At 55.0% G+C, this 24,215-nt stretch carries 24 protein-coding genes; 17 read left to right on the forward strand and 7 right to left on the reverse strand.

The features are described from left to right. Positions 1-102 precede the first annotated feature (102 nt). Complete coding sequence (locus F1381_RS18555; protein ID WP_151736332.1) at positions 103-1,632, forward strand: Ppx/GppA phosphatase family protein; 1,530 nt, start codon at positions 103-105, stop codon at positions 1,630-1,632. On the opposite strand, the gene ppk1 is transcribed toward F1381_RS18555, so the two are convergent. Next, entirely contained in the window at positions 1,580-3,694 is a 2,115-nt protein-coding gene (gene ppk1 / locus F1381_RS18560; protein ID WP_151736333.1) for a polyphosphate kinase 1, read from the reverse strand. The genes F1381_RS18555 and ppk1 overlap by 53 nt on opposite strands. A gap of 362 nt (positions 3,695-4,056) precedes the next feature. On the opposite strand from ppk1, the gene F1381_RS18565 reads away from it, so the two are divergent. Then, complete coding sequence (locus tag F1381_RS18565) at positions 4,057-4,719, forward strand: 3D domain-containing protein (protein ID WP_151736334.1); 663 nt, start codon at positions 4,057-4,059, stop codon at positions 4,717-4,719. A 70-nt stretch (positions 4,720-4,789) separates the two neighbouring features. On the opposite strand, the gene F1381_RS18570 is transcribed toward F1381_RS18565, so the two are convergent. Beyond that, positions 4,790-5,656 (reverse strand): polysaccharide deacetylase family protein, encoded by an 867-nt coding sequence (locus F1381_RS18570; RefSeq protein WP_151736335.1) that lies wholly within the window; start codon positions 5,654-5,656, stop codon positions 4,790-4,792. Between the two features lie 181 nt (positions 5,657-5,837). On the opposite strand from F1381_RS18570, the gene F1381_RS18575 reads away from it, so the two are divergent. From F1381_RS18575 to mobB, 9 genes are all read left to right on the forward strand, one after another. After that, complete coding sequence (locus F1381_RS18575) at positions 5,838-6,878, forward strand: oxidoreductase (RefSeq protein ID WP_151736336.1); 1,041 nt, start codon at positions 5,838-5,840, stop codon at positions 6,876-6,878. 86 nt (positions 6,879-6,964) lie between these two features. Further along, on the forward strand, positions 6,965-7,669 hold the full coding sequence (locus F1381_RS18580) for a dihydroorotate dehydrogenase electron transfer subunit (protein WP_151736337.1): 705 nt from the start codon (positions 6,965-6,967) through the stop codon (positions 7,667-7,669). Next, positions 7,662-8,594 (forward strand): dihydroorotate dehydrogenase, encoded by a 933-nt coding sequence (locus F1381_RS18585; protein ID WP_151736338.1) that lies wholly within the window; start codon positions 7,662-7,664, stop codon positions 8,592-8,594. Before F1381_RS18580 ends, F1381_RS18585 begins: the two co-directional genes overlap by 8 nt. An 81-nt stretch (positions 8,595-8,675) precedes the next feature. Further along, positions 8,676-9,014, forward strand: coding sequence for a prenylated flavin chaperone LpdD (gene lpdD / locus F1381_RS18590; RefSeq protein ID WP_151736339.1), 339 nt, complete (start codon positions 8,676-8,678; stop codon positions 9,012-9,014). Positions 9,015-9,084: 70 nt separating this feature from the next. After that, the gene (locus F1381_RS18595) at positions 9,085-9,753 is read left to right on the forward strand and encodes a PspA/IM30 family protein (protein WP_151736340.1); all 669 of its coding nucleotides are present in this window, start codon (positions 9,085-9,087) and stop codon (positions 9,751-9,753) included. 128 nt (positions 9,754-9,881) lie between these two features. Continuing rightward, entirely contained in the window at positions 9,882-10,292 is a 411-nt protein-coding gene (locus F1381_RS18600; protein ID WP_151736341.1) for a DUF350 domain-containing protein, read from the forward strand. Between the two features lie 52 nt (positions 10,293-10,344). Beyond that, on the forward strand, positions 10,345-10,851 hold the full coding sequence (locus F1381_RS18605; RefSeq protein ID WP_151736342.1) for a DUF4178 domain-containing protein: 507 nt from the start codon (positions 10,345-10,347) through the stop codon (positions 10,849-10,851). Between the two features lie 212 nt (positions 10,852-11,063). Next, positions 11,064-12,338 carry a molybdopterin molybdotransferase MoeA gene (locus tag F1381_RS18610; protein WP_151736343.1) on the forward strand — a complete coding sequence of 425 codons (1,275 nt, stop codon included), beginning with the start codon at positions 11,064-11,066 and terminating at the stop codon, positions 12,336-12,338. Continuing rightward, entirely contained in the window at positions 12,335-13,024 is a 690-nt protein-coding gene (gene mobB, locus F1381_RS18615) for a molybdopterin-guanine dinucleotide biosynthesis protein B (RefSeq protein WP_151736344.1), read from the forward strand. The genes F1381_RS18610 and mobB overlap by 4 nt, the downstream gene beginning before the upstream one ends. A 140-nt stretch (positions 13,025-13,164) precedes the next feature. On the opposite strand, the gene F1381_RS18620 is transcribed toward mobB, so the two are convergent. Both F1381_RS18620 and xerS read right to left on the reverse strand, forming a co-directional pair. After that, complete coding sequence (locus F1381_RS18620) at positions 13,165-14,037, reverse strand: pentapeptide repeat-containing protein (protein WP_151736345.1); 873 nt, start codon at positions 14,035-14,037, stop codon at positions 13,165-13,167. Further along, positions 14,037-15,122: a tyrosine recombinase XerS gene (xerS, locus tag F1381_RS18625; RefSeq protein ID WP_151736472.1), complete on the reverse strand. Its 1,086-nt coding sequence runs from the start codon at positions 15,120-15,122 to the stop codon at positions 14,037-14,039. The genes F1381_RS18620 and xerS overlap by 1 nt, the downstream gene beginning before the upstream one ends. Positions 15,123-15,253: 131 nt before the next feature. Here xerS and F1381_RS18630 point away from each other — a divergent pair, with 131 nt between their 5' ends. The 5 genes from F1381_RS18630 (at position 15,254) to F1381_RS18650 (ending at position 20,062) form a co-directional block, all read left to right on the forward strand. Then, the gene (locus F1381_RS18630; RefSeq protein WP_151736346.1) at positions 15,254-16,270 is read left to right on the forward strand and encodes a DUF4062 domain-containing protein; all 1,017 of its coding nucleotides are present in this window, start codon (positions 15,254-15,256) and stop codon (positions 16,268-16,270) included. Positions 16,271-16,380: 110 nt separating this feature from the next. Continuing rightward, positions 16,381-16,890, forward strand: a complete 510-nt coding sequence (locus F1381_RS18635; RefSeq protein WP_151736347.1) for a GNAT family N-acetyltransferase — start codon at positions 16,381-16,383, stop codon at positions 16,888-16,890. Positions 16,891-17,002: 112 nt separating this feature from the next. Next, complete coding sequence (locus F1381_RS18640; protein WP_222850460.1) at positions 17,003-18,043, forward strand: hypothetical protein; 1,041 nt, start codon at positions 17,003-17,005, stop codon at positions 18,041-18,043. A gap of 17 nt (positions 18,044-18,060) precedes the next feature. Beyond that, positions 18,061-18,948: an aldo/keto reductase gene (locus F1381_RS18645; RefSeq protein ID WP_151736349.1), complete on the forward strand. Its 888-nt coding sequence runs from the start codon at positions 18,061-18,063 to the stop codon at positions 18,946-18,948. A gap of 190 nt (positions 18,949-19,138) precedes the next feature. Continuing rightward, entirely contained in the window at positions 19,139-20,062 is a 924-nt protein-coding gene (locus tag F1381_RS18650; RefSeq protein ID WP_222850461.1) for a DUF2268 domain-containing putative Zn-dependent protease, read from the forward strand. 374 nt (positions 20,063-20,436) lie between these two features. On the opposite strand, the gene F1381_RS18655 is transcribed toward F1381_RS18650, so the two are convergent. Beyond that, a complete protein-coding gene (locus F1381_RS18655; RefSeq protein ID WP_151736351.1) occupies positions 20,437-21,384 on the reverse strand; it encodes a Gfo/Idh/MocA family protein in 948 nt (315 codons plus the stop codon). Between the two features lie 128 nt (positions 21,385-21,512). Between F1381_RS18655 and F1381_RS18660 the strand changes: the two genes are divergently transcribed. Then, a complete protein-coding gene (locus tag F1381_RS18660; protein ID WP_151736352.1) occupies positions 21,513-22,484 on the forward strand; it encodes a helix-turn-helix transcriptional regulator in 972 nt (323 codons plus the stop codon). A gap of 12 nt (positions 22,485-22,496) precedes the next feature. On the opposite strand, the gene F1381_RS18665 is transcribed toward F1381_RS18660, so the two are convergent. Next, on the reverse strand, positions 22,497-22,913 hold the full coding sequence (locus F1381_RS18665) for a GNAT family N-acetyltransferase (RefSeq protein WP_151736353.1): 417 nt from the start codon (positions 22,911-22,913) through the stop codon (positions 22,497-22,499). 20 nt (positions 22,914-22,933) lie between these two features. After that, entirely contained in the window at positions 22,934-24,187 is a 1,254-nt protein-coding gene (locus F1381_RS18670) for an MDR family MFS transporter (protein ID WP_343043435.1), read from the reverse strand. Between the last annotated feature and the right edge of the window lie 28 nt (positions 24,188-24,215).

The raw sequence follows: 24,215 nt of genomic DNA on the forward strand, positions 1-24,215 counted from the left end.
GACTTCGGATCAGCGGCCGTTTTTGCTTTTGGCGGAGAGAGAAATGGGTGATATAGTATATAAATAAACGGCTAAACTAACAGCAAAGGAGTACATAATCCCATGAGCGACGAACTTTGCCGGATCGGCATTATTGACATAGGCTCCAACTCCATCCGCCTGGTCATTTACGACACAACGGCGGAAGGCGGCTACAAGATCATTAAGGAATGCAAATATTCCGCCCGCCTCAGCGAGAAAATAACATCAGAGAACCGGCTGGAGAAACGCGATATGGATACGATCATTCCGGTGCTGCGGCAATTCAAGGAGATTTGCCGCTCCTTCGGTGTGGAGCGCATCCGCGCCGGGGCGACGGCGGCGATCCGCAATGCGGCCAATTCCACGGAGATTATCGCTTACCTCTCGGAGGAATCGAATATAAACATCGAGGTTATCACCGGCCATCAGGAAGCTTATTTTGGCTTTTTGGGCGTCATTAACAGCTTCGATGTACAGGACGGCTTTGTTATCGACATCGGCGGCGGCAGCACAGAAGTTACGCTGTTCCGTAACCGGCGTTACCAGCACAGCTTCTCGTTTCCTTTCGGCGCCGTAAATACGAATCTGCTGTTCAGTCAACACGGCAACTGGAACCCGGAGCAGGTGCGCAAGCTTCAGGCTTATGTTACGGGCAGGCTGGTGGAGCATGACTGGCTGAGCGGTGCAGCGGGCCTTCCGCTCTACGGGCTTGGCGGCACGCTGCGCTCGCTGGGCAAGCTGGACCAGAAGAACCGGGACTACTCCCTGCCCAACTCTCATGGTTACCGTCTTTCGGGAGAGACTATCGAACGCTTCATGGAAGTGCTGCCGGCGCTGTCCTATGACAAGCGCAAAGACCTGGACGGCCTGTCCAAGAGCCGGGCGGATATCATCGTCTCCGGCCTGATTATCTTTCATACCGTCTATCATTACATCGGGGCCAATCAGGCTTTTATCAGCGGGGAAGGGCTGCGCGAGGGTATGCTGCATGATCTCCTGCAGCCGGAGCAGCCGGTGAAAGAAAGTGCGCTGGAATACAGTCTTGCCACACTGATGCACTTCGATATTCATACGCCGAAGCGTCATCTTGAGCATATTCACAAGCTGGCGCTCAGTCTCTTCTCAGCCTTTCCTCATGAAGGGGACCGCAAAGAGCAGGAGATGCTGATCTATGTTGCCGTGATGCTCCATCGTACCGGCTCGAATATCAATTACTATCAGTCCAAGCGCCATACCCGCTATTGGCTGATGAATGCGCCGATCCGCGGCCTCAGCCACCGGCAGCTGATCCTGTGTGCGCTCATCACCTCATACAGCACAAAAAGCCGGAAGCAGAAATTGTCCCAGGCACATAAGGACATTTTGCTGACTTCCGACGAGGAATGGATTCATAAGCTGGGGACGCTGGTTCAGCTCAGCATGGCGCTGGACAGCACGGAGATCGGCTATATCCGCGGCCTGGAAGCCCGCCTGCACGGCAATACACTGCATATAGTATTGCAGGGGGCAGGCGAGGTGCTTATCGGCCAGGAGGATATCGACAATGCCGTCAAGGCGTTCAAGAATGCTTGGGGAGTGAAGGTAAAGCTCGACTTCCCTTCCAGCGTGTAACATCCATCGCGACGAACTGGCTCCGGAACGGGGCCTTTTTGTCGTCCGGCCGTTCATAATATCCGTTGGGCTGCAGGAAGCTGGACTTCACGTTGTCGTTCAGCGACAGCTCCAGAATCTTGACGAGCTGACCTTGAATCAGGCTATCCTTCACCGGACACATCAGTTCGATCCGCCGGGTGAGGTTGCGTGTCATCCAGTCCGCACTGGATAAGAACACTTCAGGCTGTCCGCCGTTCTCGAAATAATAAATGCGGGAATGCTCCAGGAAGCGGTCCACGATGCTGCGGACGCTGATCCGCTCGCTTAAGCCCTCGATGCCCGGCCGCAGACAGCAGACCCCGCGCACGATCAGGTCAATCGGCACGCCGGCCTGGGCGGCACCGTACAGGCTGTCAATGACCTCCTGGTTGGAGAGGGAGTTCATCTTGGCGATAATCCGCGCCGGTCTGCCGGCAGCGGCATGCTCGGCCTCGCGCATAATGAGCTTCTGCAGGGTCAGACTCATATTGGTTGGAGCGACGACCAGCGCATTCCAATCATAATTAGCCGAGTATCCGGTAATCTGGTTGAACAATTCGGAGGCATCCAGGCCGATTTCCGTACTTGCCGTGAAGAGGCTGATATCGGTATAGGCCTTTGCGGTGCTGTCATTATAATTGCCCGTGCCTACATGGATGTAGCGGCGCAGCTCCGGGCCTTCCTGGCGGACAATCAGCGTGACCTTGGCGTGCGTCTTGAGGCCGACAAGGCCGTATACGACGTGGCAGCCGGATTGCTCCAGCTTGCGCGCCCAGGCAATGTTCCGCTCTTCATCGAAGCGGGCCTTCAGCTCCACCACGACGGTAACCTGTTTGCCGGATTCGGCGGCATGCGCCAGCGCGGCGATCAGCGGAGAGTTGCCGCTGACACGGTAAAGCGTCATCTTGATCGCTCTTACCTGCTCATCCTCGGAGGCCTGGGTGATGAAATCCACCATGGCGTCAAAGGATTCATAAGGGTGATAGACAAGCACATCCCTCTCCCTCAGCACCTCGAAGAAGTCCTCGTTCTCATCGAATTCCGCAGGATAGACCGGCTCAATCGGAGCTTCAAACAAATAGTTAAAGCCCTTCAGGCTGCCCGCGAAGCCGCGCAGAAATCCGAGGTCGAGCGGACCGTCAATTTCAAACACAAAGTCCTCTAGCTCGAACTCGGCCTGCAGCTGTTCCAGGGCGTAAGGATGGATGTCTTTCTGCACTTCCAGCCGTGCGGGAACGCCCCGGCGGCGCTTACGGAGCTCCTTCTCGATCTCCTCCAGCAGGTCCTCGGCGCCCTCCTCGTCAATCGTCAAATCCGAATTCCGGGTTAAGCGGAATTCGTTGACCGCTACAGGCTCATAGCCGCTGAACAGGGTCTGGATATGATGACGGATAACATCCTCGATGAATACGAACTGGCGTTTCTTGCTGTTCGTGCGGTGGGGCAGCGGCACGCAGCGCGGCAGGTTGGAAGGGATCTGCAGGATGGCGAAATACGGCTCATCCTCCTGGCTGTCCTTGCGTGTCAGCACGACAGCGAGGTAAATATATTGGCTGTGGACAAGCGGAAACGGCCGGCTCTGATCCACCGCCATGGGGGTCAGAACAGGGTAAATGATATCCCGATAATATTCTTCAATGGCCTGTTCTTGGGCATGGGTCAGGTCCTCATAGTCGACAAAGACGATGCCTTCTTTATGCAGATGCCGGGTCAGCTCACGGAACGTACGGTATTGATCGTTGACCATTTTGCCTACACGCTTGATCAGACGTTTATACAGGCCGGACGGTGTGTAGCCGGTAAAATCCATCTTGGTATAGCCGGCTCTGATCTGGTCCTGAATGCCTGCCACGCGGACGCTGATGAATTCATCGAGATTGCTGGAAGTGATGGCCAGGAACTTGGCCCGCTCCATCAGCGGGTTATCGGAATCCTGCGCTTCCATCAGTACCCGCCGGTTAAATTCAATCCAGCTGAGGTCGCGGTTCAGATAGGCGGAAGCAGGGCTGCTCTGATTGCTTTTCTTATCATCTGTATTCACGTAATAGACCCTCCAAATTGTGCATCTTGACTAATATTCTATTGATTTCACGGCAATCTTTCAAGAATTGAGATTACATCATACTATATTCTACTATGCAAAGCTGGGTGAAATGTTAACGCTGTGTAAAATCTGTCATCAGCGGTTTACGGGCATTTGATTCTTATAAACATGATTTCAGTAAAAATAACAAAATGTAATCACTAATTTCGCTGAAAAACCCGCTGGAATCAGTAGTATTAACGGAATGGTAACATTTTCATGCCCATAGGTTACAAAATTGTGATATATTCAAAACAGTCATTTAACATAACGCTGTACTTATTTATCAGGCATAATGCAGGTACATAAAGGAGGAGCCTATGAAATTCAGACTCGGAGCCGTAGCGGCTGCCGCATGGATTGGTGCGTGCACATGGTTGTCCGCTGCTCCGGCCCATGCGGACAGCATACATATTGCCGGAACTTCCACTACTTATTATACTTTATCCCAGTACTACCGGATTGGTATCAACGAATTGATGCAAGCTAACCCGTCTGTTCATGAGAGCAACATTTACCCCGGACTAAAGCTGAGCATTCCCGGCACTGCGTCTGCCAAGACGGTCGCCGCCCAAAGCACAACGGAGAAGGAGATCATTTCCGCCAGCCTGAACGTAACGCCTGCCGCCAAAACGGTGGAAGCCTGGGGCAAATCGTTCAGCTACTCGAAAGTGCTGCAGGTAAAAGCGACGGCTTATTCCTCCGCAGCCAGCGAGAATGGCGGATGGGGACCCGTGGATTACTTCGGCAACCCGCTGAAGCTAGGTACGATCGCCGTTGATCCCAGCGTCATCCCCTTCGGGACCAAGGTACTGGTCACGGGACACTCCCATGCCGGCCTGCCCAAACAGGCGTTTATCGCTACGGCGACGGATGCCGGCAGTGCTATCAAGGGCAACCGGATCGATATTTTTATACCCGGCAGCCAAAGCTTTGTCTCGGATTTCGGCTTCCAGTACGTAAATTTATATTTTGTAGAATAAATAATAATTGCACAAAAGGAAACGAAGCACACTGCAACAGTGTCTCGTTTCCTTTTTATTATGTCTGAGGCTATTTGCTCTTCTGGGCGCCGCCGTACTCCAGCATTTGCGGTACAGTAACAAAGGTGTAGCCCCTCTTGCGTAAAATCCGGATGACCTCCGGCAGGGCCTGGATCGTCCCTTGCAGATTACTGCTCTGTCCGCCGCCGCCATGCTGCAGGATGACTGCGCCTTTGCCCGCATGGGCCAGAATATTGTTGCGGACCTGCGTTTTCGGCAGACTCTTCCAGTCCAGCGAGTCGACATTCCAGTTCACAATCTTGTAGCCACGGTCCCTGGCCCATCGCACCTGGGGTTCGCTGATGTCCCCGTACGGCGGACGGATCAGTCGTGGCTTGAAGCCGGTCTGCGCCCGCAGAATATTCTCCGTGCGGATAATCTGCGACTGGAATTCCGGCATGCTGAGCCGGCCGAATTCAGGATGATTATAGGAATGGTTGCCGATGGAGTGGCCGTCCCTTACCATTTGCGCAATGATGCGCGGATGCTTCTCCGCCCGGCTGCCCACGACAAAGAAGGTGGCCTTCACATGGTTCCGGCGCAGCACCTCCAGCAGCTGCGGCGTAAAGCGCGGGTCAGGCACATCGTCAAAGGTCAGCGCCACAATCCTTAGCCGCGGCCCCTGTACCATAAGCGTATCCGGGTATTTGCGCTTAAGCTGGCCCAAGGACAAGCCTTTGCTGCGCCGCTGCCGCCGGGCGGCAGCGGGAAGCGCGTCGCCGCTCTGTCTGTTCAGCTCGCGGCTGCTGCCGCCAATCTCCGCTACCGGCTGTCCCGCGGCCAGCACAGCAGAACGGCCAGCCGAAACGGGATCGCTGACCATTAATAATGCGAGTGCCAGAATCAGCGTTGCCCGGCCGATCTGTCTTCGCTTCATGCCGTATCCCCCCCAAAGCTTGATTTCGCACCGTCAGTTTCCTTTGTTATGTCCATCCGTCCGGCACATTATGCCGCCTGTGGAATGAGGAAGTTTCCTTGCAGCAAATCCAGCGTGTATACTGGATTTACGGGAGACATGCCCGGAAGATTACATATTAATAAGGAAGGGTGGAGAAGCAGTGACGGATTTATTTACGCCTTATGAACTGAAGGGGCTGGTGCTGAGGAACAGGATTGTGATGCCCCCAATGTGCCAGTATGCAGTGGAGACGAAGGACGGGATGCCCGGCGATTGGCATTATGTGCATTATGTCAGCCGCGCAGTCGGCGGCACCGGCCTGATTATTGTTGAAATGAGCGGGATTCATCCGGACGGGAGAATTACGGACGGGGACACGGGGATCTGGAACGACGAACAGACTGCCGCCTGGCGCAGAATTACGGAGGCCGTTCACGCCCACGGATCACGGATTGCCATCCAGCTCGGCCATGCCGGACGCAAGGCGCAGGATGCCAACCCGCCAGTTGCTCCTTCGGCCATTCCTTTTGATGAGCGTTCGAAGACGCCGCGGGCCCTTTCCACGGCAGAGGCGGAGGAGCTTATTGCCGCATATGGGGCGGCGGCCAAGCGGGCGGCGGAGGCGGGATTTGACACAGTGGAAATCCACGGTGCGCACGGTTACCTGATCCACCAGTTTCACTCTCCGCTGACCAACCGGCGGGACGATAAATTCGGTGCGGACAACATTCTTTTCGGGGAAGAGGTGGTGCGTGCGGTCAAGGCGGCGCTGCCGGCTGACATGCCGGTACTGATGCGGGTATCGGCCAAGGAATACGTGGACGGCGGGTATGGTCTGGATTATGCGCTTGAATTCTGCCGCCGGTATAAAGAGGCGGGAGTGGATCTGTTCCATGTCTCTTCCGGCGGAGAAGGACCGATTGGCTCGGGCGGAGTGCCCGGGTCCGGTGCGGGGTATCAGACGGAGCTGGCCGAGGCCGTCCGGAACGGACTGGACGTACCTGTGATCGCAGTCGGCCGCCTGGATGCCTACGAGGATGCCCAGGCTGTCGTCTCCGGTGGCCGGGCAGAGCTGGTCGCAGTCGGCCGGGCGATGCTCAGCGACCCGTATTGGGCGCTGCATGCCGAGGAGGCACTGGGCGGCGTAGCTAAAGCGCATGTTCCTGCTCCATATGAGCGCGGTGTGTGGAAGCGGAAATAGTCGTGGTTTATTGTGATATTTGTCACGGAAATTAAACTCCTACTAAGGCATGGTTAATAAGATTAAATTTGAAGGAGCTTGATAACGTGGCGACAGTAATCAGTAACGAGCGGCTGGCAAACGGCGTGTATCACCTGCGGGTCAGGGGGGACTACGGCGGCGCGATGGGTCAATTCTACATGCTGCGGGCATGGGGAGCCTATCCGCTGCTGAGCAGACCGCTCAGCATCCATCGGGTTAACGGGGACGGAATCGAATTCCTCTATCATGTGGTCGGAGAAGGGACGGCGATCCTGGCGGAACTGAAGCCCGGGGATTCGCTGGGCCTGGAAGGACCGTTCGGCAACGGGTTCCCCGCTGTTTCGGGCAAGGTGGCGCTGGTGGGCGGCGGCATCGGTGTCGCACCGCTGTATTACTGTGCACAAGAGCTCCCCGGGAGCGACATCTACCTGGGCTTCAGCAGAGAAGCCTATCTGACAGAGGCTTTCCGTCCGCTGGCGGCCGAACTGACAGTGAATGTCGGCGGATACATTCTGGAGGATATCGACTTTACACAGTATGACCATGTCTTCGTCTGCGGTCCCCAGCTGATGCTGCAGGCTGCACAGCTCAAGGTGATGAGCGCTGAGGCAGCCGGCCGGCAGCCGAAGGTCTATCTGTCGCTGGAGAACCGCATGGCCTGCGGCATCGGCGCCTGCCTGGTCTGCAGCGTCTCCTGCCGCGACGGCAAGCGTAAGGCTTGTACGGACGGCCCTGTCTTTCTAGCCGAGGAGGTGGTCTTCCATGGTTAATACAACAGCGAGCATTGCAGGGGTACACTTCAAGAATCCGATTGTGATGGCCTCGGGCACCTTCGGTTTTGGCCGGGAGTACGGACAGCTGTATGATGTGAACCTGCTGGGCGGCATTTCCGGCAAAGGCTTAACGCTGAATCCCAAAGCCGGGAATTCCGGACTGCGCGTATATGAGACAGCCTCCGGCATGCTGAACAGCGTCGGGCTGGAGAATCCCGGGGTCGAGGCGTTCCTGGCGAAGGAGCTGCCCTACTGGGAGACACTGGACACGGCGCGGATCGTTAATCTGGGCGGTAACACGCTGCAGGAGTACGTCCGCGGAGCGGAGCTGATTCAGGAGGATGCGGACTCCCGCCTGCAGGCAGGCAAGCCGGCCGTTGATATGATCGAGCTGAACATTTCCTGTCCCAACGTGAAGGAGGGTGGGATCGCCTTCGGTGTGAAGACCGTAGCGGCCCGGGAGGTTGTCCGGGCGGTACGGGCCGCAACGAATCTGCCGCTGGCGGTGAAGCTGTCGCCGAACGCCGAGGATATCGCCGAAATGGCGGCCATGTGCGAGGAGGAGGGCGCGGACGCTGTCTCGCTTATCAATACCATCTCCGGCATGAAGATCGATATCCGCAAACGCCGCAGCGTATTTGACAATTTGTATGCCGGATTGTCCGGACCCGCCGTGAAGCCTGTGGCGCTGCGCATGGTCCATCAGACGGCGAAGCGGGTGAGCATACCGGTGATCGGCATGGGGGGCATCACCTGCGCGGCCGATATTCTCGAATTTATAATGGCCGGCGCCTCAGTGATTCAGGTGGGAACCTATAATTTCATGAATCTGCGGGCGGGAAGCAAGCTGGTGGAAGAACTGCAGCAGCTGATGATTCAGGAGAATATTTCCTCGCTGGATGAAATACGCGGGATTGTGTGAGAATATACCGCGCGGAGCCGGATACGGATTTGTGAACTCTGCCCGCCCCCTGGGTAATATAATGGAGGAGGGAGAAGGCGGATGTCTGACACTAACCCGGATTTTACGGATATTGCACTGACGGCAATGGAGGTCGGCGAAGATCTGTTGCTGCTGATTACCGGCGGTGTCCGCCACATCGGAGCTGCAAGCACCGCATATAAAGACGGCGGGCAGTGGAAGGCGGATACTGCGGCAGTGCCCCATCATAAGGAGCATACCATCAGTGAAGGCATCGCCCTTCTGGCGGCCGAGAGGCTGGGCCGGACGGTAACCGTGGTGATGGGGATTCATTATGATGATCTAAGCAAGGAAGGAATTGCTGAAGCCGTAAGAATCGTACACGCCAAGGTCGGTGAATATTTATCGCAACAATTTTGAAACGTAGATGATTCCTTTGCGTAAAAGATAATCAAATAACGAATTTACTTTTAACCTGGAGGAATGACCCATGTCTATTTTTAAGAGATTGCGTGATTTAACGATGTCCAATGTGAATGCGATTATCGACAAAGCAGAAGATCCGATTAAAATGACTGACCAGTATATCCGTGATATGACCGAGGATTTGGAGGATGCCGAGAAGGCGGTAGCCGCACAAATCGCCATCGAGAAGAAGTTCAAGCAGCTGTACGAGGAGCAGGAAGCGCTCGTAGCCAAGCGCAATCAGCAGGCGCATACCGCCGCACAAGCCGGCAACGCCGATCTGGCCCGCCGTGCATTGGAAGAGAAGAAAGCTGCTGAAGCCAAGCTGGTGGAATACAAAGCGAGCTTTGATCAGAACAAAGCTTCTGCGGACAACCTGCGCGCCAAGCTGGAAGAAATGCGCAAGCAGCTGACCCAGATGAAGAACAAACGCGAAACACTGGTGGCCCGTTACAATGCCGCCAAGGCGCAGACCGAAATCAACAAAGCCATGAGCGGATTCAGCTCCGACTCGGCCTCTGCCGGACTGAAGCGTATGGAAGAGAAGATGCTGGCTGCCGAAGCGCAGGCCGAGGCCAGCAACGAAATGCAATCCGGCAACAAATCGCTTGACGATGAATTCGAGAAGCTGGGTAAGGACCAGGCTGTGGAAGATGAGCTTGCAGCCCTGATGAAACAGTACGAGAAGCAATAATAACGGCATGTACCGTTAACAACAGGATAGTTGAAGCGCGAAGGAGAGACGATCAACAGCGGTTTCTCCTTCGTTTGTTGTAGGCTGCCCGGACGTGGCAGCAAGACTGAGTAAGCGGGGGCAATGCAATGGATTTCCACACCATGGTGTCCATGGCGGTCTGGACGGCAAGCGGAGCGGCGCTTCTGAGTGTGCTGATGGTCGTTGATTCGCTGTTTACCCGTTACAATGACCTGGAGGAACTGAAGGCGGGTAATATGGCGGTCACGACCCGCTTCATATTAAAACTGTTGTCGCAAGCCTGCATTCTTGCGGCTTCCATCGCCGCTTCGAGCAGTCTGGGCGATGCGCTCCAGTTCTCTATTATTTCGTTTTGGCTTTTGTTTATACTTGAGAAGACCGTTCACTGGCTGCTTGGCCGGATGGGCAGAATAGACCTGGATCATGGAACCCAGCTGGGCAAGATCGGATACGGCCTGTTGTCGGGGACGCTCCATGTTACCGGTGCAGTGATTATTGCAGCATTTATACTTAGCTAGTCATTCAGACGAACAGCAGGTACGGTTAGAAATCAGGAGGATTGAGATAACATTGGGAATCTTTAAGAGAATCGGCAATCTGTTCTCCAAGCCGCCGGCTCCGGCTGCGCCGAAGAGCATGCTGGATCTGTCGCCCGGCGATATTTGCGAAGTGTCGCTAATAACCTATGAAGTGACGGGCCGGACCAAGACAAGCGGGCGGAACGCGGCGGTACTGACGCTGCGCGACGGCAGCCGTATCTCCTATCTGCATGTAGAGCAGCGGGAACAGCTGCAGTATACGCTGTATCTGCCGATTGACGGCAGACTTGACAATCCGGCGGAGGTTCCGGCTACGCTGGAGCTGGATGACCGCACCTTCTATCTGGAAGAAGAGTACGAGGGATATGTGGCGGTGGCGGGTCAAACCCCGTTTATGAACGGCGGCCAGCAGCATGTCTGGCAATACCAGTCGGATGACTCCCATCTGCTGCGGCTGGAGTGGCAGAACGGCCGGTTTATGCTGTATGAGGGAGAGCGGATGATCCCGGCCGATGTGCGTGTGATCCGCGGCTCTTAACCGGCGGGGAGATCGTACGGAAGGAAGCAGGCGGAGCCTTTGCCCAAGCGGCAGAGGCTCCGCTTTTGTTGTTTCCGGGAGACGGGAGCGGGGACTGTGCGGGATTTCACCGATTTTACTTTACATAGACCCATGTTAAAATAGTGCTTGTTATGTGCCGGACACGGTTAAATAGGTTGGAAATTCATTTTGGACATGAACAGGAGGAACTTATGAGCACTCAGGAGAACCCGCAAGACGGCAAATTTCAGCGCAGAGCGGTTCAGGTGAAGGATGCCCAGCACAAAGTCATGGCTTACGCTGAACTGCTGGAACCGGAAGAGGTTCCGTTAAGCGCCAGTTGTGGCCGCTATCTGGCTGAGCCGGTGGTTGCGCCGCATCCGTTTCCGGCCTTCAACCGCTCCGGAATGGACGGATACGCTTTAATCGCGTCTGATACCGCAGCTTGCGGAAACGGCCAGCAGGTTTGGCTGAAGGTTATTGACAACATCCCCTGCGGCGCAGTGCCGTCGGTGTCTTTGACACCGGGAACCGCTGCGCGCATTATGACCGGAGCGCAGGTGCCGGAAGGCGCAGATACGGTGGCGATGATCGAAGTGACGGAGGTCAAAGAAGAGGGCGGCATTTCCTATGTTGGCTTGCGCAAACCCCAGCAAGCCGCTAAAAATATAACCCCGGAAGGGTTCGAGGTCCGTGAAGGCGATGAAGTTCTGCCGGCCGGCCGCTTGATTACGCCGGGTGAGATTGCCGCGCTCGCCGCCTTCGGCGTCCATACGGTGAAGGTGGGCCGGCGGCCGAAGGTGGCGGTCATCGCCACCGGCTCAGAACTGCTGGAAGTGGATGAGCCGCTTGTGCCCGGCAAGATCCGCAACAGCAACTCTCCGATGCTGGAAGCGCTCGTGCGTGAAGCCGGCGGCGAGCCGGTCATGCTCGGAGCGGTCACCGACAACCTTGACCTTGCGCGCAGCAAGGTACAGATGGCGCTCGAAAGCTATGATCTGGTGATTACGACCGGGGGCGTCTCCGTGGGCGACTACGACATTATGGGCGATCTGGTACGGGAGAACAGCGGGGAGATGCTGTTCAACAAGGTTGCGATGCGTCCGGGGAGCGTAACTACAGCGGCAGTGCGCGGCGGTAAGCTGCTGCTTGCGTTGTCGGGCAACCCGGGTGCGTGCTTTGTCGGCTTCCATTTGTTCGCCCGCCCGGTGATCGCGCGGATGCAGGGGGCGGCCCAGCCGTTCTTGCCGGAATGGACTGCTGTGCTGGGGGCGGATTACACCAAGGTGAACAATTTCACCCGTTTCGTGCGTGCCCGGCTGGAAATCGAAGACGGCAGGCTTTGCGCGTATCCGGCGCGTATCGATGAATCGTCTGTGATGGTCACGATTAAGGACAGCGATTGTCTGGTGATTGTCCCGCCGGAAATGCGCGGCGTTGCAGCCGGGACCAAGGTGTCGGTGTTGAAGCTGCCGGGAGTGCGATGAGGACCGGAAGACGGGCGGCGCACAGGAGCGGAAGACGGGCGGCGCACAGGAGCGGAAGGCGAGGCGGAAGAAGCAATAGGGCGGGGAGCTGTGCCGGAGCAAGGGTTGCAGGAAGCCGCGGCCGGTCCGGGCGCAGAATATCTTCATTTAACGGCAGTGCCGGACAAGCCCCGCCTGTATGCCAGATTGTCGGCTATAAGAATAGCGGGAAAACGACGCTCATTTGTGCGCTGCTGCCCTATCTAAGTGCACATGGCTGCAAGGTAGGGGTCATTAAGCATGATGCGCATGACTTTGAGGCAGACCGCGAGCATACGGACACCTGGCGCCACCGACAAGCCGGCGCTGCGGCAGTGGCCATAACCTCGCCGCACAGAACCGCGTTGATTGAGGAACGCAGAAGTACGCTTACAGGACTGCTTGCTGCTATGGCACCCTATGATTATGTGCTGGTCGAAGGCTTCAAGGCTGCCGGCTATCCTAAAGTGGTGCTGCTGCGCACGGAGCAGGACCTGCCGCTGCTGGAAGCGCCGAACGCAGCCGCAGCGGCGGTCTGGCCGGGAAATGACCGCCTCGCAGCGGCTGTGCGCAAGACAAACCTCCGATTATTCAGCATCGACGATACGGCGGCAATAGCGGAATGGTTATGGCAGCAACGGTTTTATTTTCAAAATTTCAACATATGAAAAATTCACAATAATAAACCCAATATTGCCCGCCGAATTCTGCTCCCTAATCTTCACCCGTACAACGGGAAAAAGGTGGGGCGGCTGGGCAAACGCAATAAGCACAGGACCGGCTAACGGTCGCTGTGCTTATTGCTGTTTTATACGGTCCAGTGGGGCGGCCGGGTGAACGCGGGCGGCAGCCGCGTACCGGCATCGCCCTTGGCCGCGTTCAGCTGGGCCTGCGTCAGGAAGATGGCGCCGGTTAAATCGGCGCCGCTGAGGTCGGCATCGCGCAGGTCCGCGCCAATCAAATCCGCGGCCTGCAGGCTCGCGCCGCGCAGATCCGCGGCGATCAGGTAGGCGCCGCGCAGGCTCAGGGCGCGCAGATCGGCGCCCCGCAGCCTGGCGCCGATCAAATCGGCGCCGCGGCCGTAGGCCTTGCGGCGCCCCGGCTGCGGCTGCAGCGCGCGCAGCGCCGCGCTGCGGGCCAGCTCGCTGCTGCGCAGCAGCAGCTCGTTGACGTCGCCGCGCAGCGCGGCGACGTCAAGGGAGCGCAGCTCGCCGGGCGGCAGCTGCGTGCAGGCTTCTACGCGAGCCTGCACAGCGGCGAGGGCCCCGGCGAGCGGCTCCGCAGCCTGCAGGCTGCGCGCCTCCTCCAGGTACCACAGCAGCTCATGCAGCTGGTGCATGACCGGAAAGACCGCGAACATGGCTTCGGCGGTCTCCGGCGCCTCGCGCCAGCTGACGCCGCCGAACGTCTCCTGGGAGACGAACTGGCCGGCGCCGAAGCAGTCGAATACGGTGCAGCCGCGGAAGCCGAGCTCCCGCAGGCGGGTATGGACCCCGCAGCGGAAATCAGGCTGCAGATTGGGACAAGGCTGTCCGGCAGCCTTGTCGGCGGCGAAATCGGCGGACGCGCTGAAGCGGAGCGCCGTACAGCATAAGCCGAAGCAGCTCCCGCAGTCGGCGGATAGCCTTTCACGCGCCGCAGCGCCTGCAGGGGCAGGCGATATTTTGTGAAGATCTGACATTAGGCTTCCTCCAGGCGGCGCTCAATGGCCTCGGACATCGTTTTATCCGTCAGGTGGGCATAGACCTCCGTTGTCTCGGTAGAGGCGTGGCCGAGCTGCTCCTTTGTTTTGTAGATATCATTCTGCAGATAGTAATCGGTCGCAAACGAATGCCGCAGCTTGTGCACCGTTAAATACGGCTTGCCGAAGCGCTTGGCGTATTTGATGATCATTTCCTGTATGGCCCGCTTGGTCATCCGTGAGCCTTCCTTGCTGCCGTTGCGGAGCGCAATGAACAGGGCTTTTTCCTTCTTGGGCGTCTTGTAGCGGGACTGCCGCAGGCTTAAATACTGGGTGAGATCATCCTTGGCCTGTTCGCGGAAATAGACCGGCGTCTTGAATGTCTCATCGTTGTTGCCTTTACGGTAAACATACAGCAGCTTGTTGTTCATATCGAGATCGTCCACATTGAGATTGACCACCTCGGAGACACGCAGGCCGGAATTCAGAATCAGACTGGCGATGCAGGCATCCCGCTCGCGGTTCTGCAGATGGGCATAATGCGCCTGCTTGTTGCCCTCCACGTCGCGGCCGTAGCCCTCGTAAATGTAGCCGATAAATTCCAGCAGCTCTTCGTCTTCGAGAATTTTGCCCTTGAGCTTGGCCGCCGTATCCTTCGGTTTATGGATTCGCTTGATCTCCACCTTGGCCATAATATTGCGTTTCAGCAGCGGGTAGAAATCCTCGTCCTCGGCAATCTGGCTCAAGTAGTGAAACAGAGAGCGGAGGGCGGACAGCTTGCGGGAGACGGTCACTTTGGAATTGGCGTTCTCGCTGCGGGTCGTCAAATAAAGCCGGTAGCCGACGATGCTCTCCATGCGCAGGGTCTCCAGGTCAAGGAGAGTAATGCCGGCATTGCTGTCCGCCTGGGACAAGCCTTCCGCCCGCAGCCAGCTGAAGAAGGAATCATAGTCGCGGAGATACTCCAGCAGTGTGGAGGGCGACAGGTCCGGACGCTTGAAATCGATAAATTGCTGCACGAACCAGGGCATCAGCGGCAGGCGCTCATCGAGCTGCTTGCGGTCATTGACTTTTTGGATACTGATGAATATCACCTGCTTTCTGAGGTTCTTTTAAAACATCTTGTCTTTATTTTACCATGCCTGCAAACAGTAGAGGTCTAAATTTATAGCTTATTGTATAATCAAGGGACTGAACTAAATAAGGGGCGTTACAGATGAAGAAGAAACTTCAGGTTTATATATCCTCAACCCATACAGAAATGCTTGCAGAAAGAGAAGCGGCGGTCCTGGCGGTGCTAAATGCGGGTCATATTCCGGCAGGGATGGATTTATTTAAGTCAGGGGACAGCTCGCACAAAGCAGCGGTTCAGCGCTGGATACAGGAATCGGATGTATTTATGCTGATCCTGGGCGGCAGATACGGGGGCATTGAGGAAGAATCGGGCAAGAGCTTTGCCCATTGGGAATATGACTACGCCGGAGCATTAGGTAAACACCGCTTTGCAGTCGTCCTTAATGACCATAAACTGCAGGAAAAGACGAGGGAGAATCCTATTTACCTGGAAAGGATAAACTATTCGGCCTATATGAATTTCAAAGAACAGGTTAAGGGGGAGCGCTTTACGTTCTTTGAAGATTTAAAGGATATCCGGTTGATTGCGCTGGAGTCATTAAGGGAATTCGAAGCGGATGAGACTCTGACCGGATGGAGAAAGCCGGACCTGGCGGACAATGTAGAAGAGGCGCTGAGAGAGAACACCGCTTTATTGAAGGAAAACGGCAGGCTGAAGGCTGATTTAGACCGGCTGAAGAAGCAGCAGGATCAAAGGGTATTGATTAATGGCTTCGATTATGAGGAATTGAAGAATATACTCGATACGACAATTGTTACATTGCCTAAGGAGGTTTCCAGCACCAAAACCAAAAAAAATGTCAGTCTGCTAAAAGTGCTGATTACATTGTCAAACACATTTGCTACCGGGATCACGAACGGGACAGGTGAAAGTGACAGCAGAATCGCACTGTATTATCATGTTGCGCCCAAATTAATGTCCTTTGGAATTCTGGAGAAGGTCAAAGTAGCAGGCGCCAGATATGAGAAGATTCAAACCTCCAAGGAGGGACATAAATTCCTGGCCAAATATGAAATGGAAAATGCCCTGATCACTCCCGTTGCCAAATCTAAAGCCGGGACACTAAGGATGAAGAAAGATGAGACCATAGGGGAGTAGGAAGAGCGGCGTTGTCTATACGAGCGGTCTCGCGGATTCTTATTCTATGAAGGTTTTTTGGGTAAAATATGTTGAAGCACACGTAACATAAACGCACGAGGTGAACTCTAATGGAACTAGGTTTGGAACTGGTGCCGAAGGAGCGGAAAGAGACGATCAGCAGGCTGATGCAGTTATATCTGTATGATTTCACCCGCTACCTGGAGCTTGAAGTGGATCAGAACGGGGAATTTCCCGCCTATCCCGGTCTGGATGCCTATTGGAACAGCGGGAACAACAAATTTCCGTACCTGTTTACCGCAGACGGGAGGATTGCCGGGTTTGCTTTGGTGGACCGGCTGCTGCGCAGCTCCGAAGGGCAATTTTATATGACCGAATTTTTCGTGATGCAGAAATACCGCCGTTCCGGCCTGGGCACCTGGGCTGCCCACCGGCTGTTCGATATGTTTCCCGGGGACTGGAAGGTGTCGCAGGTACGGGCCAATGCGCCCGCGCGCAGCTTCTGGCATAAGGTCATCGGCGAGTATACGGGCGGAGAGTTCAAGGAACGCTTCAATCCCCGGCAGGGCAATCCCAGCCAATATTTCAGCACATTAAGCATTAATAGGGTGAAGAAATAAAAACGACCGCTTTGCGGCTCCGCTGACCGCAACTTCCGGTAAATTCCAGCGTCTGGTCATTGAGGTGATTGGAATGAAGATATCTAGGAAGCTAAGCCGGCCGGTATGCTGCGTGACAATTCTGGCAGTTCTGTTGGCGGGCTGCGGGGAAGAGAACTTAGCTCAGCATGACTCTGGCCGGAGTGACAATGACGCAGCCCACACCGGCAGTGCAGCTCCATCTGGAGAGACGCCTGGCATATCCGCTGCACCTGCAGCGAGTAAGACTGCATCTCCAGCCCCTGCGGCATTCGCTTCTTCACCAGCCCCTGCGGCATCCGCTGCTTCACCAGCCCCTGCACACTCTGAGGCGCTGCTGGAAGGCGGTGTTTCGCAGTACAGCGGCGGTGAAACCCAGTTCAAGATGGGCGACGAATATGTGCCGACTTCGTTCTCCGGGGCTGTGGACGAGCCGGTTGGCTTGTACATGCCGGACACGATGTCACGCTTTACTGTTACAGGCGGCACCGCTTGGGGAACAGCTGACAAGCAGAATTATATTGCGATGGTAAAGCAGGCAGCCGATCCGGCGAAGGCCCCCCCGGTTTCCGGACAGTCGGCAGACTTACTGAAATACAAAGAGTATGAGGGAAGCAGCAAGGATGGTACGGCTACGCTCGATCAATTTACCATTGAAGTCCAGGGACAGGCTTACGATGTGTTTATCCGGACCGGGGATGAACAGCGCAGCGCGATGCTGCCTTTGTTTCTGGAGATGCTGCGCAGCTCGCAATTTCTCGTTAAGCTGGGCCCGCTGGAAGCAGGTGTGTTTCTGGAGGAACCGGATGTGGGTAATGACCCGGGGAAGCTGCAGGCGCTGCAGGAAGCGATGGATGTCATCCAAGCTATCGCGGATAAAGATTACGGGAAATTTGCAGCTACGATGAAATCGGCGGCAACCGCAGACAATCTGCGCCATTTTGTGGATAACCAGGGCTCCTATCATTTCTACAAGATGACTGTGCTTGGCATACCCTTTAAAGAAGAGAGGTGGGCGAGCTTTCAAGTGGACTATTACTGGACTTCTCCGGATGGGTATGTTATCGACAGGGGGTTCACGATAGCCATGCTGCCGGACAAGCAGGGGACATGGAAGATCGCCGATATTGATTAATTCAAGGAGGAGACATCATGGAACGACGCAAATACGGGAACACCGACATGTACGTCAGTACCCTCGGCTTCGGCGGTTCGGAAATCGGCGGAGCAGATGAAAAGACGGTGGACCGTCTGCTGGGAAAGGCGCTGGAGGGTGGTCTGAATCTGATTGATACGGCGGAATGCTACGGCCGCAGCGAAGAACTGATCGGTAAAGCGCTGGCCGGACGCCGCGATGATTATTACCTCTTCACTAAATGTGGACACGCGGCGGGTCTGGAATATGCCGATTGGGACCCGGTTCTGCTGGAGAAGAGCATTGACCGGAGCTTGCAGCGCCTGAACACCGACCATGTCGATGTTATTCATTTACACAGCTGCAGCGAGGAAATCCTGCGGCGCGGGGAAGTGATCCGTGTGCTGGAAGCGGCCAAGCAGGCGGGTAAGACCCGCTATATCGGCTATAGCGGAGACCGCAACGATGCCCTGTATGCTGTGGAGTCCGGAGTGTTCGACAGCCTGGAGACCTCGGTAAACATTGCCGATCAGGAGGTCATTAATTTAACACTGGGCAAAGCGGCAGAGCGCGGAATGGGTGTGACCGCCAAACGGCCGATTGCCAATGCGGCCTGGGCCCAGGCCCAAGTAGCCGAGACCGATTATGCTTACGTCTATTGGAGGCGGTTACAAGAGCTCGGCTTTGGCTTCCTGGACGATGTTCAGCATGGCGTAGAGATCGCGCTGCGCTTTACACTGAGCACCCCCGGCGTGCACACAGCTATTGTCGGTACGCGTAACCCGGACCGCTGGCCGCAAAATGCCGCACTCCTGCAGAACGGACCGCTGCCGCAGGAGCTGTATGACGAAATCCGCGCACGCTGGCATGCCATCGCCGGACAGGACTGGGTGGGGCAGACTTAGGCGGGCGGGGATATCCTTATCCCTATATAAGTTGAAGAAGTACCGGAGAAGGTCTCTGGTGCTTCTTCTTTTTTCTGTCCAAATGAGCTATGAAAAGGACTTTTGCACTTGCTAGCCTTTCTTGGCCCTGTTAAGTTAACAACTATACATAAGAGGAGGTCCAATTCATTTGCCTAAATTCATCAAAAGGTTGTCCATATTATTACTGCTGCTGCTGGTATCGTTCTTAATCCATTCCTCCCGGAAAGCGGACTCTCCGGCTGATGGGCTAATATATACCTTCAACAGTGCTGAGACCGGTCAGACCTTCAATATTATCAGCGTGTTCAAGCTGTTTGACAACTATATTGCTGAGGCCAAGACCGGATCTAACCCGGAGCTGTCAGCGATATACCAGCGGGAGGTGGTTGAGCCCGTCTACAGCTACTGTTTTCAGGATGCCGAATTTATACATATGGTTCAATCCCAGTTGAACGAGCCGCCGGACCGGTTAAAAGAGCTGAAGCAATTGGTGGATTCGATGTCAGCAGACTCTATCAACGGAGTGATCCGGGAAGCGCTGCTGAAATCCGCTGCACTTTTGCCGGGGGAGAAAGAGCAGAATGTATGTGTGTTCCCGTCGATCTCGTCTTCCGCTTCACACATGACGACAGCAGGCTCAGGAAAGATCTTTGTAAAGTATAACTGGCTGTATACCGATGATACCATGAGGGCCGGGATTGCCCATGAGTACCACCATTCGGTGTGGGCGGAGAAGTACCGATCGGCCGGAACGTATTTCCGTATACTGGATAATATCGTCTTTGAAGGGAAGGCAGTCCTATTCGAGAAGTTGGTGTATCCGGACATTGATTTCTCCTATGTATATCCGGAGTACGACAAAGAGCTTTGGGCCAAGATTGAGCCTTATTTGCGAACTTTTGACGTGAATAAGCAAAGCTTAATATTGTACGGCGATGGGGCGGAAATCCCGTATGCCTACGGCTACAGCGAAGGCTATAAAATGGTGAAATCCTATCTGGATTTGCATCCGCAGGCATCTTGTGAGGAGTGGACCGGGCTAAGCGCCGATGTCATCTTTGAGCTGGGGCGTTACACGGAGCATTATCAGTGATATTAGAATCAGGCCGGTAGCCGCTTTTCAAAATAATTTTCAGTGTGAAAAACAGGAATGCCCTGCTCTCAACGGACTGCAGCTGAGGGCAGGGCATTTTATACCGTGGATAAAGGTTCCGCTAAGTCAGATAGCAATTACGATTAAAAGGTTAACATAACATAAAATATGTAACTTATTTAACGAAATGATTTCTAAGGAGTGCGAAAAACAACAATAGAAATATTTTCATTTTCCTATATTTCACCATGTGAAAAATTCATAAAAGAACACCTTACCTTTCCCTATAAACTTTCTTCCATACATCTACAACAACCTCCCAATTAACTATTACACCATTTTGAATAAGGGAGGGGAGGCCAGCAGGGAATGCTTTAAACCCCTTTTGATGAAAGCCTGTCTCTGAGCTGCATAGCCAGATTCATCGATTGCAGCGCAGATGTCAGCGAGATTATGGAGGAAGACGAATCTGCAAAATGGTCCAGCGCGTACCGCAAGCTTTGCTCATAGGGGTTATGCTTGGGCAGCGTTATATGCTGCGTTCCGTTAACGGTATGCTCGATCAGTGCCGTGTCAACATTCCCTTTAGCATCCTCGCTCTCATGGAAGCTCAATTTGCCGCCTTCGAAGTAGGCCTCATAACTTACAGTAAAGGGGTAGCTCTCCGGCATTTGCGAGGAGACGACAATGTCCGCATAGGTATGCTGGCCGATGAATTGCGCACGGACCAGAGACTGGCGGTTATCGGCGTCTGCTGTACCCCATACCGAAGATATCTCTGTGGGGCCAAGCAGCCAGCAAAGCATATCCAGTTCATGAATCATCAGATTGGTGGTGATATTCGCCAAGCCTAAATCGCCCCAGAGCGGAGGCGTTTCCCGGCGGAGTGTGACGGACAGCAGGCGTCCGTATGTCCCGGCTTGCACGGAATCATACAAGTAGCGGTAAGCCGGATCGAATTTGATGAACTGGTTGACCATCACTTTGGTACCATACTGTTGTTCGGCTTCGCTTAGCGCCTGGATATCCTCCGTGCTCAGACAGACAGGGGTCTCGCAAAATACATGCTTTCCGGCCTTCAGCGCCCTGACGGCGTATTCTCTGTGCAGACTGGAAGGCAGGCATATATCGATAAGATCTATCGATGGGTCCTGCAGAACTTCCTCTACGGACTGTGTAGTCCTCACCCCATAAGCGGCTTCCAGTTCATCGAGCTTTGTACGGTTTCTTCCAAAGACGGTCATCTGTCCGGCCTGGCCCATTTCGCTGAGCAAGCGGGCATGATAACCTCCGAATCCTGTTCCTAAAATACCGATATTCATAGTCACTGGCAGCTCCTTATATATTGAAATGTTCATTGGATATGTACTTATAGTACAGCTATAATGTTGACAAGTGATTGTCAGGGTTTATATGGCCTTTACTTTTATTAGCAGGGAGGAATGCGAGGGTGCGCTTGCATCGTCTGATTGCCATACTATTACTGGTGGAGTCGCGGGGGAGAATGACGGCCGGTGCATTGGCTGAGGCACTGGAAACCTCGGTGCGTTCCATCTACCGGGACATCGCTGTACTGGCGGAATCGGGGATTCCGCTGACATCTGCTCCGGGACCCGGGGGCGGAGTTTCGCTGATGCCCGGATATACGGTAAATTTACGCCAGTTGCATGAAGAAGAGGTGCTGCAGCTTTTTTTGAACGGCATGGGCTTGCGTCCTGGGAATACGGAAGAATCGCGGCTGAAGCTTATGAACGCACTGATGAAGCTGGGAAAAACATTGCCTCCGGCTTATCAGGCCGATCTGCACAAGGTGCAAAGCCGCTTTTTCTTCGATGAAACGCCGTGGTGGACCGGGCAGGCAGAGCATCCCTTTCTTGAGCCGCTGCGCGGAGCGCTGCTGCGTTCAGGTAAGCTGGCTATCGGGTACCGCAAGGTTAACGGGGATATCAGCGAACGCTGTGTCCGTCCGTACGGGATGGTTGTGAAGCAGGAGGAATGGTATTTGGTCGCTTATTGCGAAGCGGCACAAGCCTTGCGAACCTTTAAATGCGGAAGGATTACGAGTCTGAACGAGCTAACAGAAACCTTTGAAATTCCGGAACACTTCTCCCTGGAGGAATACTGGCGCAAACAGGAGCAAAGCTTCATCTCTGCCCGCCGGAAGGAGGAATGCTATCCTGTCGTTGTCCGCTTCAACCGTTCAGAGGGAGAGGACATACTTTTACGCAAACAATTGGAGATTACCGGTATACAGGAGGAGGAGGAGAGGATGATCATTACGTTCAACCTCTATGATTACCATCATGCTTGTACGGAGATTCTGACATTGCCGCCCACTGCTGAAGTCCTGCAGCCTCTTGTCCTAAGGGAGTACATGCGGGAACGTCTGCGGCAATGGGCGGTTATGTACTCCGTTACCTGAGCAGCCGACAGTTTAACAGGACTTGGAATACACGGAGAAGCCGCTGCGCTTCTCCCAGCCGACCGCCTGCCAGAAGCCGTTGCCGGAAGCATTATCGTCGATCACAAAAATATGGCATTTATCGATCCCTTGGGCAGACAGCCCGTTCAAGCTTGCTTCCGCCAGGCGCTGGCCGAGCTGCTGATGCCGGTAATCCGGGTCCACTGCCATATGATAAATGAAGCCTCTTCTCCCGTCATGCCCGCACAGAATCGTGCCGACCACCCGGCCGCCGGATTCGCCGACAAAGCTCAGCCCCGGGTTGCGGCGTAAATAGCCGGCGATGCTGTCCCGGGAGTCCGCCTGGCTGACGTGCACCCCTTCCGAGCGCTGCCAAAGCTCATACATCTGGTCATAATCTTCAATGGTCATCTCTCTTAACTCAATCATGTGTGCGCCTCCCGCAAATTCTAATTGGTATAGGTACCGGGTACGGAATGTACCTGTCCTTCTTGACGCTCCCGTAAAGCAAGACGCTTATGGGCTGTCAATAAGAAGGGCAGGCCAAGAGCCGTGCTCAGGGCCAGCGGAATAAATACGGCAGGTCCGTTGCCGCCGCCGAACTGGTCCAGCAGCAGTCCGCCGAGCACCGGGGCCAGTACATTGCCCAGATTGTTGAAGCCCATCGTACCGAAATAAGTGCCTTTCCATTCCGGCCGGGCAATCCGGTCGATGAGCATGTCCATCATAGTGAAGAGCAGTACCTCGCCTACGGTAAACAATACGACACTGAACATCAGGAGCGCAACTCCGCCGGATAGACCGAACAGCAGCATGCTCAAGGCGACGCATAGATTGCCGAGAATCAGCGGAACGATCGGCGGGAAATGCCGGGCGGTACGCACGACGGGGTATTGCACCACCAGCACAGTTACTGCATTGAGCGACAGCATGAAGGAGAATAGCTGGCTGCCGTTCGCAAACTGCGGATTCATTGCTAAATATTGTGCCAGTGTGGAACTGAAATGTCCATAACCCAGAACACAGAATACGGTTCCCAGCAGAACCGGCAGGAAGACGCGGTCCCGCCCGGTAACGGCCAGTGCTTCACGCAGACGTGGGGCCTCCGTTTTCACCGGGGAAGCCGGCATGCTGGAGCCGTGGACCCTAAATTGCAGGAACAGCACAGCCCCGTAAACGATGTAGACGATTCCGGCAATCATAAACGGAAAGGTGGATTGCGTCGAACCGAGCTGCAGGCCGATGATCGGCCCGAACACGACACCTAAATTGATGGCCGCATACCGCAGATTGAACACGAGCAGCTTGTTCTCGGGAAGCGTCAGGTCCGAGAGCAGGGCCCGCGAAGTCGGTTCAAAGACCGAGCGGCATAAACCGTTGAGCATATTGACCAGGAAGAACACCCATAGGTGCTGGGCGGCGGAGAAGCCGAAGAACACCAGGGCCCACCCGAATACAGAGACCAGCATGACGATTTTGCGCCCGATGACATCGGAGATATAACCGCCGTAGAAGCTGGCCATGACGCCAACCAGCGAGCTGACGGCCACCGTGAAGCCGGTCTGGGTCGATGAAGCGCCAAGCACCTGTGTTAAATAAATGGAGAGAAACGGAATGCTCATGGATGTCACCAGCCGGCCGAACATCGTTCCGATGATAATGGTCCAGGCCAGAGGATGGACTTGCTGCAATTGCTTTTTCATATCTGTGAATCTCCTAATCTTGACACGA

The organism is Paenibacillus tengchongensis (assembly GCF_008973665.1).
In the GTDB taxonomy this organism is placed as follows: domain Bacteria; phylum Bacillota; class Bacilli; order Paenibacillales; family Paenibacillaceae; genus Paenibacillus_AQ; species Paenibacillus_AQ tengchongensis.

Excerpts from the sequence above, each read along its gene's own strand:
- lpdD (WP_151736339.1), top strand. The coding sequence starts at position 8,676 with ATGTCTGACACTAACCCGGATTTTACGGATATTGCACTGACGGCAATG.
- F1381_RS18555 (WP_151736332.1), top strand. The coding sequence starts at position 103 with ATGAGCGACGAACTTTGCCGGATCGGCATTATTGACATAGGCTCCAAC.
- F1381_RS18570 (WP_151736335.1), bottom strand. The coding sequence starts at position 5,656 with ATGAAGCGAAGACAGATCGGCCGGGCAACGCTGATTCTGGCACTCGCA.
- F1381_RS18565 (WP_151736334.1), top strand. The coding sequence starts at position 4,057 with ATGAAATTCAGACTCGGAGCCGTAGCGGCTGCCGCATGGATTGGTGCG.
- F1381_RS18610 (WP_151736343.1), top strand. The coding sequence starts at position 11,064 with ATGAGCACTCAGGAGAACCCGCAAGACGGCAAATTTCAGCGCAGAGCG.
- F1381_RS18600 (WP_151736341.1), top strand. The coding sequence starts at position 9,882 with ATGGATTTCCACACCATGGTGTCCATGGCGGTCTGGACGGCAAGCGGA.
- F1381_RS18665 (WP_151736353.1), bottom strand. The coding sequence starts at position 22,913 with ATGATTGAGTTAAGAGAGATGACCATTGAAGATTATGACCAGATGTAT.
- F1381_RS18645 (WP_151736349.1), top strand. The coding sequence starts at position 18,061 with ATGGAACGACGCAAATACGGGAACACCGACATGTACGTCAGTACCCTC.
- mobB (WP_151736344.1), top strand. The coding sequence starts at position 12,335 with ATGAGGACCGGAAGACGGGCGGCGCACAGGAGCGGAAGACGGGCGGCG.
- F1381_RS18595 (WP_151736340.1), top strand. The coding sequence starts at position 9,085 with ATGTCTATTTTTAAGAGATTGCGTGATTTAACGATGTCCAATGTGAAT.
- F1381_RS18655 (WP_151736351.1), bottom strand. The coding sequence starts at position 21,384 with ATGAATATCGGTATTTTAGGAACAGGATTCGGAGGTTATCATGCCCGC.
- F1381_RS18620 (WP_151736345.1), bottom strand. The coding sequence starts at position 14,037 with ATGTCAGATCTTCACAAAATATCGCCTGCCCCTGCAGGCGCTGCGGCG.
- F1381_RS18635 (WP_151736347.1), top strand. The coding sequence starts at position 16,381 with ATGGAACTAGGTTTGGAACTGGTGCCGAAGGAGCGGAAAGAGACGATC.
- F1381_RS18585 (WP_151736338.1), top strand. The coding sequence starts at position 7,662 with ATGGTTAATACAACAGCGAGCATTGCAGGGGTACACTTCAAGAATCCG.
- F1381_RS18630 (WP_151736346.1), top strand. The coding sequence starts at position 15,254 with ATGAAGAAGAAACTTCAGGTTTATATATCCTCAACCCATACAGAAATG.
- F1381_RS18670 (WP_343043435.1), bottom strand. The coding sequence starts at position 24,187 with ATGAAAAAGCAATTGCAGCAAGTCCATCCTCTGGCCTGGACCATTATC.